The organism is Streptomyces bullii (genome assembly GCF_042657145.1).
Taxonomy (GTDB): domain Bacteria; phylum Actinomycetota; class Actinomycetes; order Streptomycetales; family Streptomycetaceae; genus Streptomyces; species Streptomyces bullii.
The window spans coordinates 1-8,315 of the sequence record NZ_JBHSNY010000035.1 but is presented as its reverse complement, the minus strand read 5'-3'; the positions used below and the strand labels follow the sequence as shown (position 1 = coordinate 8,315).

Below are 8,315 nucleotides of genomic sequence, written 5' to 3'. Positions count from 1 at the left end.
CACCTCAGCTGACAGGCCCGTGATCCTCCGGTCGTTGATGATCGCTGCACGAGACACGTTCCCCACCACACGACCATGATCGACGATCGAGAACTCGACGTCTCAACGCCTACCATGCACGAGCTCGCTAGGCGCGCCTGGACGCTTCTGATCAAACTGTCGGCGCTGTCGTCGCAGCGGGATGGATCAGGACTCCCGGCGTTTGCTGTTATATCCGATCGCGCTGTCGCGGACGACTCCACGGAAGAACTTGCCGCCTTTGCTGACCCGGAGTTTGAGCCGGCCGGTGCTCCGGCCGGTGGCCGGGCGTGCAGTGCTGAGTGAGCCAACGACCTCCGAGCCCTCGCCGATCGCGGTGCGATCGACGTCATCCAAGATGACGAGGCCACCGCTGCCCACGCTGATGTCCGGTGTGTCGCCTTGGGCGGAACAGGTAAGGGCGGCCAACGATACGACGAGGCCCACCAGCGCCAGGATCGCTCCGCACACACTCGCTACTCGGTCCGCTGTGTCGAGATCGACCCACACGGCGACGCCGGTCAAAGCAGCCGCGCCGGCTCCGGCCACCACCGCGAGCGCCCACAGCGCCGGCCGTCCCCAGATGGTCATCCTTCGTCCTCCTCGGCGGGCGGGTGATTTGGTCGGTGGAACGGAGAAAAGCGGCGTCCGAGGAAGGCTGAGAGTCCCTTGCGGGTCTCCTGCTCCCAGGCGGCAAGCACCCGAGCGTGCATCACGGTCATCGGGTGTTGCTCGCCCCGTAGTTGGGCGGTGCTTTGCACCACCTCCCGAAGGAGTTCCACCGCTTCGTCCCGGTCCCCGGTCTCCCACAGGCATTGGGCCAGGCCCGCACGGGTGCCCACCGTGTCCGGATGGTCGCGTCCGCGGACGCGTTCCTGGTCCGCCGCGGCCTGGCGCAGTATGGGGGTCGCTTTGTCGAAGTGTTTGGCGGTCAGGTAGGCGGTGCCGAGGCACGTTTGTGCCTCGAGGGTGAGGTGTGCGTCCGGTCCGAACTCGGCCCGACAGTATTCGGCCAGGGGTTCGGCCATTTCGATGCCGTCGTCGACGCGTCCGGCGAGTGCGTAGGCCACGGCCACGTTGATCAGGGAGTGAACGACGTCCGGGTGATCGAGGTCGAGAAGCTCTCTCCGTCCGGCGGCCACCGCTTCGAATAGCGGCACGGCGGCGGCCGGCTGCCCCAGTGCCAGGCACTGGCCCGCATGTTGGCTGCGCACGGTAAGGGTTTCCAGGTGTTTCGGCCCGTAGCGGTCAGCGAATTCCTGCGTGAGTTGGAACGTCAGCTGGAAGCCTTCATCCTGGTCTCCGGCCTGCCACAGGGCATCGGCCTGGCGGGTGCGCGCCATGTCGGTCAGGTGATCCTCCGGGCCGAACAGCCGCTCGCAGTCCGCCGTGACGTGCCGCCAGAAGACGACTCCTTCCTGGAGCAGCCCCGCCTTCAGAAGGCTGTCGCCCAGGGAAAAGACCACGGAATGGCAGCCGGTGGACCACAGCCGGTCCCCGGCGATCGCGATCAGCTCGTGCGCGTTAGCGCGGAGGGCCGCGTGGAGTTCCCGCTGCGCCAGCCCGACGTCGCTCCATGCCTCGTGGACGGCGCCGGAGGCGGTGGTGATGACCTCGTCCAGCCACTCGTCGGGGATCGTCTCCCGTTGGGCGCGGGCGGTAAGGGCATGGATCCGGACGGTGTGCGTGGCGCTGGCGCGGTCAAGGGCGATCAGGCCGTAGCTGTGAAGGAGGCGCAGCGCCTCGTCCACCTGTTTCTGCGTGACCGCCAGGACGTGATCGCGCAGGAAGTGGGGTGCGTGCTCCTCGACGGTACGGTGCAGCGCTCGAGCGAAATGGGCGTGCACCCGGAGGGTGCTCCACAGTACGGCGGGCTGGCCGACCGGGTCGAGATGGGCAGCTACCTGAAGCGCGGCGCGCGCATGGGGGCCCTGCGGATGGTTGTCGGTGGCCTCCAGGGCCAGGAGCAGCGCGGTGGTGACCTGTCGGCCATACTTGTCGCCGTCTGCCCAGCGCGGCAGTACGGCATCCAGGCGGGCGGCGCGGGCTGTGAAGCGCTGCAGGTAGACGGTGCAGGTGATCTGTTCGCGGATCATGTAGGCCGCCGCATGCCCGAGGGCCAGAGGCAGGTGCCCGAGCGCGCGGGCAAGGGGTTCGGCGTTGTCGTCGAGGAGGTGGGCCTTTCCGTCGTGGGCGAGCCGGTCGGTCAGGTAGGCCGTGGCCTCGGCGGGCGTGTACAGGCCGACATGGACAGCAGTCCGGCCCTGGCCGGTCAGTTTCGGATCGTCCCTCAGCCGTGTGGTGGCCAGGACTTGGCCGGTGCCGCGCGGAGAGCTGGGCCACCAGTCGGAAACGGCCTTGGCGTCGGTGATGTCGTCGAGGACGACCAGCCAGCGGCGCGACGTAGTGGCGAGCCAATTCAGGAAGGCCCCCGCGTCGGCGTGCGGGTCCTGGCCGGTGGCACCGGGGGCACGGACGCGGAGGGCTGCCTCGGCGTACGCCGCGACGATCTGTCCGGCGTCACCGGCCGACGCCCAGAGCACCAGGTCGACGCCTGCTTCCAGGGCTTCATGGGCGTGAATGGCGGCGAGTTGCGTCTTGCCGACTCCGCCTTCGCCGATGAGCACTTGGGCTGACGGCCGCGGGATGGTGTCGTTCGGCCGCTCCAGTACTCGCCGTAGCTCGGCACGGGGCTGGAACGCGGACGCCGGCAAGGGCAATACGCCGATCCGGGCAGGCCACTCCACAGGGGGGTCGCCGAGACCGCCGTACATGTTCATGTGGACGACCTGACTGCCGGCACCGATGGCGTTCCCAGCGGCGTCCCTTCCGAATACCATGCCGTGTTTGACGCTCATCGAAGTGGGGCTGGCGGGTTGCCCATCGGCGGACCGCCGGCCGACCCGCTTCTTCCAGAAGGGGCTTTCGAAGGGCGGCGTCACCGTGCGCATCTCCCTGCCGTGCCCCCTGCGGCCTCAGTCAGAGCCAGCCGAAACGCCCAGCCTTCCCCGCCATGTGACTGAACTCGGACGCTTCGCACTGCGGATCCCCCGATCCCCTCAATGGGCGGGAACTCCGGCCATGCCGACCCCACCGCGTGCATCGAGCATAGCGCCGAACGGCGCACCCGGAAGGCCGATCGATCAGCCAGAAGCCGGGAGCGGTCCGGGAGCAGGTCGACGGTGTGCCGGATGTGCTCGTTGAGGAAGACCCCGCGCTCGGTGTGCCCGGCAGCGCGGGCGGCCGGCACGCTGGGTCACCCGCTCGATCACGTCCCGCACGTAGCGGCCGACCGTGATGCCGTCCGACAGCGCCTGGGGCGTCTCCACCGACAAGGCCAGCATCACCGACGGACAGACCAGTATCTTCGGCTACACCGGCCAGTACAAAGGCCCTGTCCTGTCCGGACGGGTGTACCTGCGCGAACGTAGCTACGACCCGGGCAGCCGGCGCTTCACCACGCCAGACCCCGAGCCCGCAGCGAACGACAGCCCCAACCTCTCCCCATACGCCTACGCCAACAACGACCCCATCAACCAGTCCGATCCCTCCGGCCGCTGTCCCTTGTGCGTCAGCGCCGGCATCGGCTCGGTCATCGGCGCAGCTGTCGAGGGCGGCATTTACGGCTGGCAGCACCGCGACGGTGGATTTACCTGGGGAGGCTTTGCCAAGGCCGCCGGAGAAGGAGCCGTTACCGGCGCGCACCCGGCGCCGAGGTGCACCGGGCGGTCGACCACACGCGGCACCTCGGCGCCGCGGCGGCAGCTGTGCGGGGCCGTCAGTCGCAGGTGCCCTTCTTCCAGCCTGACCAGCCCCGCTGTAGACGTTCTTCCATACGCCGGCATTGCCCCGGCACCCCCAGCAAACGGCACAGCGGCGCACTGCTGAACCGGTTCCGGCCGCGCGCGTGCCAGATCCGCGAAATGCGTAACGGAACTACGCAGCAAGGCGGTTGTCACGACTGCGGACGCCCCGGATGATCAGGACAGCACAACAACACATGGCGTCGGAGGGTGGGAGGGCAGGTTGGGCAGATTCCGGTTCCGGCCCAGTTACGAGGCGGTGTGCGAGGTGACGGTCGGCGACCGTCGGCTGGTGGCGTACTCCGGGCACCGCAAGGTGATCCGGCTCGCCGACCCGTTGGCCCGCGAGGACATCGCGGCGATCACCGGCTCCCGCGCGTGGATCCGTGCACTGTGCGAGGTCGCCGTGGACAACGGGACGCGGCTGGCGTCCGGCGGCCAGCGCGGTGCCCTCTGCCTGTGGAACCCCGGCGCGCCGAGCGACCCCCCGGTCCGGCTGAAGGGTCATCGCGGCTGGGTGAACGCCCTGTGCACGGTGGAGGTTGCCGGGCGGGAGCTGCTGGCGTCGGCGGGTGCGGACCGCGTGATACGCCTGTGGGATCCCGGGGACGGCAGCCTGGTGCGCGCGATCGACACCGGCTCCGGAAGAGGGGGGATCTTCGCCCTGTCCGCGGTACGGACGGGCAGCCGCACACTGATCGCGGCCGGGCACGGCCTCGGCTCCGTAACCGTCTGGCGCCCCGAGTCGGGTCAGCTCCATGCGGAGCTGACCGGGCACCGAGGGTTCGTGTGGACACTGTGCGAGGTTTCCCACGGCGACCGCGCCCTGCTGGCCTCGGGGGGCCGGGACGGGGTTGTGCGGCTGTGGGACGTGGAGGAACGCCAGGAGGCGCGGGCGCTGACGGGCGGCAGCGGACCGGTGTACGCCCTCTGCGAGGCGGACGTCGGCGAGCGCCCGCTGCTCGTGGTCGGCGGCGACGGTCCCGGGACCGCCGTGCGGGACCCTTTCACTGGCGAGCACGTCGGCGCCCTGGGCATGGACCTCTCCGGCCTGCTCAGCGGCCACGGCTGGGTCCGGGCGGTCTGCCGGGTACGGCCCCCGGAAGGCCCGCCCCTGATTGTCACCGCGGGTTACGACGACGCGCCGCGGGTGTGGGACGTGACGAAGGAGCTCTCATGACGACTCCGAGGCCCCTCAGGCAGGGCCGGGTGAGCCCCCTGTGACCGCTTTCGGCGCCGTGCTGGTGTGCCTGGTGTTGGCCCTTTGGGACCTGCTGCGCATCTGGCGACGTGAGCAGCCCCGCTGGAGGGACCGGCTGAGCCTGGCGTTCTGGGCCGGGCTCGGCGTGTTTTCGGCCGAGAGCTGGGCTCCGGGCTGGATGGTAGTCGTTGCTTGGGTGGTTGCCGGGTTCTGCTGGGTGGGTGCCGTCGCGGCCACCGTCCTGCAGACCTTGGTCCCGCCCGTCCCGGTGGTCGAGGAGCAGCAGCTGCGGCAGCGCATGCTCGCGGTGTGCGGGCCCGACGGTCCTGAGACGACCACGGTGGGGGTGACCAGCACCGGATTCGTGGCTGTGCGGACGCGCGGTGAGCGATTGCCCGTCATGGCCGCGCGGCTGGTATGCGGCTGCCGGTTCTGTCTCGTGGAGGAGATCCTGACCGCTGTCGGTGAGGACGCGGAGCGCGCTGTCGAGCAGTACCGCGGTGAGCGCTCCCGCGGCGTCAACGCCATGGCCGTGCTGACCCGCAACGCGACGGGCGGCCGCCGCCGGCGAGCCGACATCCTTCCTATGGCTGGCAACCGCAGGCCTTTCCGCGCGGGGTGTTTCACACACTCCCTGCGCTGATCGCCGGGTGGGGGCGGCGGGGCGGCGTGCCTGAGGGCTGCGCCGGTCCACCAGTTCGACGCATGCTCAAGGGAGGCCGTCCGTGCTGTTGAGTGCCCTGGGGTGCTGCTCCTTGTCGTCGCCGTGCTTCTGTCGGTCGCCGGCAGCCGACGGCTCCGGCGCCCCCAGGAACGCTCCGTGCCCTGGCGCCTCCTGGGCGCGTCGACGCTTGCCGCGTTGTTCCTCCTGCTACTCGGGCTGGCAGTGTGGTCCGACGTCACCTGCGACCGTGACTGCGAGCCTGTGGTGACGCCTGTTTACCCGTGAACTGCCCTTGTCAGAGGACAAGTTGCGCGTTCTTGCTTTGTTGGGGCCATTGTTCTGGTCGTGGTGCGGGGTGACCTGACAGGCGACGAGTGGGCGCGACTTGTGCCGCATCTGCCGAAGTCCGGGCGTCGGGGCGGGCGCTGGTGTGATCACCGAACGGTGATCAATGGGATCTTGTTCCGGATTCGCACGGGCGTCCCCTGGCGGGACCTGCCCGAGCGATTCGGGAACTGGAAGACCGTCTATGAGCGCCATCGCCGGTGGTCCGCAGACGGCACCTGGGATCGGATTCTCCAGGCCGTCCAGGCCGATGCCGACGCCCAGGGCCGGATCGACTGGAGCATGGTGAGCGTGGACTCGACCTCGTGCCGGGCCCAGCAGCACGCGCCGGGGCGCCGCGCAGAGCACCACGGATCCCAAAGAGGAGGTCATTACCTCGGCAGCACCGCTCCGACGAAGGACTCGGCCGTTCCCGGGGCGGCCTGACCTGCAAGATCCACCTCGCCGGGGAGGGCGGTTGCCGGCCGCTGGCCCTGCTGGTTACCCCCGGCCAGTGGGGCGACAGCCCGCAGATGATCCCCGTCCTGGAGCGTATACGGGTCAAGCGCCCCCGCGGAGGGAATTCGCGCATGCGTCCCAACCATTTGGGTGGTGATAAGGCGTACAGCTCTCGCCGCAATCGCCGTTACCTGGGGCGACGCCAGATCAAGCACACCCTCCCCGAGCCGAGGGACCAGCGGGCCAACCGCCGACGGCGCGGCAGCCGGGGAGGCCGACCTGCCGACTTGACAAGGAGATGTACAAGCGCCGCAACGAAGTCGAGCGGACGATCAATCGGCTCAAGCAGTCCCGAGCCGTTGCCACGCGTTACGACAATCGCGCGTATGTGTTCCACGGCACGATCACCCTCGCCTCGATCAGGCTGTGGTGCCTCCCAGACCGCTACCGCACGGAGCAGTAGAGCCGGGCTCCCTGGCCAGTGGCAGTGCGGGCCAGAGATGCCAGCTCAGCAAGGTGGCTGACGGCCTCGCCTTCCTCGACGAACTCCCCATCAACCCGCCGCAGGTGCGACCACTTGCGAGCTACATCTTCAAGTTGCAGCGGATCCTCAGTCGCGAGCAGGGCCTGAAGCCGCTCCGAGATCACGAAGACGTAGCAGCCGTCGTTCGTGATCTCAGTCAGTACCTGCGGCTCGCCGGCCCGCATGAGTTCTTGCGGACTGTCTCCAGTGAAGAGGCTCTCCCACTCGACTACGGCGTCCGCGGGATCGTAGATGCCCACAGGAACGATCTCGAACGCTCTGCGCGGGCTGAAGCCCTTGACGGCAGCCGCCGACTCGTCATCGGGCGCGATGAAGAAATCTGCCCACTCATCCACTCCAGCATGATGCCTGGTGTCCAGGCCACGTGACCAGCAAGATCCGCCGGACAGGCCCTAATGGCCCAGGCGTCGGCCGTGGTCCTGGCGTGGATGGTGCCGATCCATCTCGGTTCGGTGCCATACAGGGGTGCTCGACCGTCAAAGGGGTCGGTAACCAGCCCCTTGCGCTCCGTGGAGGACACCAGCTGAGCAACCACCTCGTATGGTCTCCCATCAGCGATCACCGCGCCGGCCCGTCGTATCTCCCCATGACCATCACGATGCACAGCGCAGAAGCGTGCAAGGTCACGGGCACGCCCCACGGCCAGGACGGCCAGCTTTGACAACCACCCGCCTGGCCGCCTCTTTCCCGAGTAACCCTCAGCTCCCACTGGCCTCGTGCCAACCCGTGCCCTATGCCAGCGCTGCCTGTTGGCTCAGCGTGCCTGTCTGTGCCGCCCTGCGCAGCGCTTCTTGCGTCTGGCGCCACGTCTGGCTTGGGTCCCGCTAGACGCTTCGGGGCGCCGGGCATGACGGCATTGGCTGGAGCAGCTGTGCCGTCGCCCGGCCGGATCCCGGCGCCATCTGAGCACTCGTAGCAGCGCCGGCATTCCACCTGCGGCAGCGATGACAGCACACAGGATCATGAGGAGGAAGCGATCGGGTCGCCGAGCGTGGTGACTGTGCCGTGCGCCTCCACGAGGTCCACCTCGGCCTCGGGCACTCGGGCGTTGGCGAGCGCCTTCCGGATGACGCGCCGTGCGGTTGGATCCTTCCGTCGTCGGCCGTGCCCGGCGGGGCGAGCAGCAGTTCGCGTACCTCCGGGTCGAGATGGGCGCACACCTCGTCCAGCGCCTTAGGGGTCCTTGCAGAATGATCTTCCTGTGGCACGGTGGAGATGGAAGTGATTCCGTCTTTGTGGGAGTGGCCCGTGGCACGGCGGAAGCCGTGGGAGATCAGTGACGAGCTGTGGGCGGTGATCGAG

At 68.9% G+C, this 8,315-nt stretch carries 6 protein-coding genes and 2 pseudogenes; 4 read left to right on the top strand and 4 right to left on the bottom strand.

All coding sequences use genetic code 11. The features are described 5' to 3' along the window. Positions 1 to 186: 186 nt before the first annotated feature. Positions 187 to 609: a hypothetical protein gene (locus tag ACFPZJ_RS39705; RefSeq protein ID WP_381031948.1), complete on the bottom strand. Its 423-nt coding sequence runs from the start codon at positions 607 to 609 to the stop codon at positions 187 to 189. Then, on the bottom strand, positions 606 to 2,969 hold the full coding sequence (locus ACFPZJ_RS39700; protein WP_381031946.1) for a tetratricopeptide repeat protein: 2,364 nt from the start codon (positions 2,967 to 2,969) through the stop codon (positions 606 to 608). Before ACFPZJ_RS39700 ends, ACFPZJ_RS39705 begins: the two co-directional genes overlap by 4 nt. A 346-nt stretch (positions 2,970 to 3,315) precedes the next feature. Between ACFPZJ_RS39700 and ACFPZJ_RS39695 the strand changes: the two genes are divergently transcribed. From ACFPZJ_RS39695 to ACFPZJ_RS39680, 4 genes and pseudogenes are all read left to right on the top strand, one after another. Continuing rightward, a complete protein-coding gene (locus ACFPZJ_RS39695; protein ID WP_381031950.1) occupies positions 3,316 to 3,906 on the top strand; it encodes an RHS repeat-associated core domain-containing protein in 591 nt (196 codons plus the stop codon). Between the two features lie 138 nt (positions 3,907 to 4,044). Further along, the gene (locus ACFPZJ_RS39690; RefSeq protein WP_381031944.1) at positions 4,045 to 5,001 is read left to right on the top strand and encodes a WD40 repeat domain-containing protein; all 957 of its coding nucleotides are present in this window, start codon (positions 4,045 to 4,047) and stop codon (positions 4,999 to 5,001) included. A gap of 40 nt (positions 5,002 to 5,041) precedes the next feature. Then, positions 5,042 to 5,665 (top strand): hypothetical protein, encoded by a 624-nt coding sequence (locus tag ACFPZJ_RS39685; protein ID WP_381031942.1) that lies wholly within the window; start codon positions 5,042 to 5,044, stop codon positions 5,663 to 5,665. Positions 5,666 to 6,031: 366 nt separating this feature from the next. Continuing rightward, positions 6,032 to 6,932: pseudogene (locus tag ACFPZJ_RS39680) on the top strand (IS5 family transposase). On the opposite strand, the gene ACFPZJ_RS39675 reads toward ACFPZJ_RS39680, so the two are convergent. After that, positions 6,914 to 7,348 (bottom strand): hypothetical protein, encoded by a 435-nt coding sequence (locus ACFPZJ_RS39675; RefSeq protein ID WP_381031940.1) that lies wholly within the window; start codon positions 7,346 to 7,348, stop codon positions 6,914 to 6,916. The pseudogene ACFPZJ_RS39680 and the gene ACFPZJ_RS39675 overlap by 19 nt on opposite strands. Before the next feature lie 628 nt (positions 7,349 to 7,976). After that, a pseudogene (locus ACFPZJ_RS39670) lies at positions 7,977 to 8,093 on the bottom strand (hypothetical protein); the annotation flags it as partial. Positions 8,094 to 8,315 lie beyond the last annotated feature (222 nt).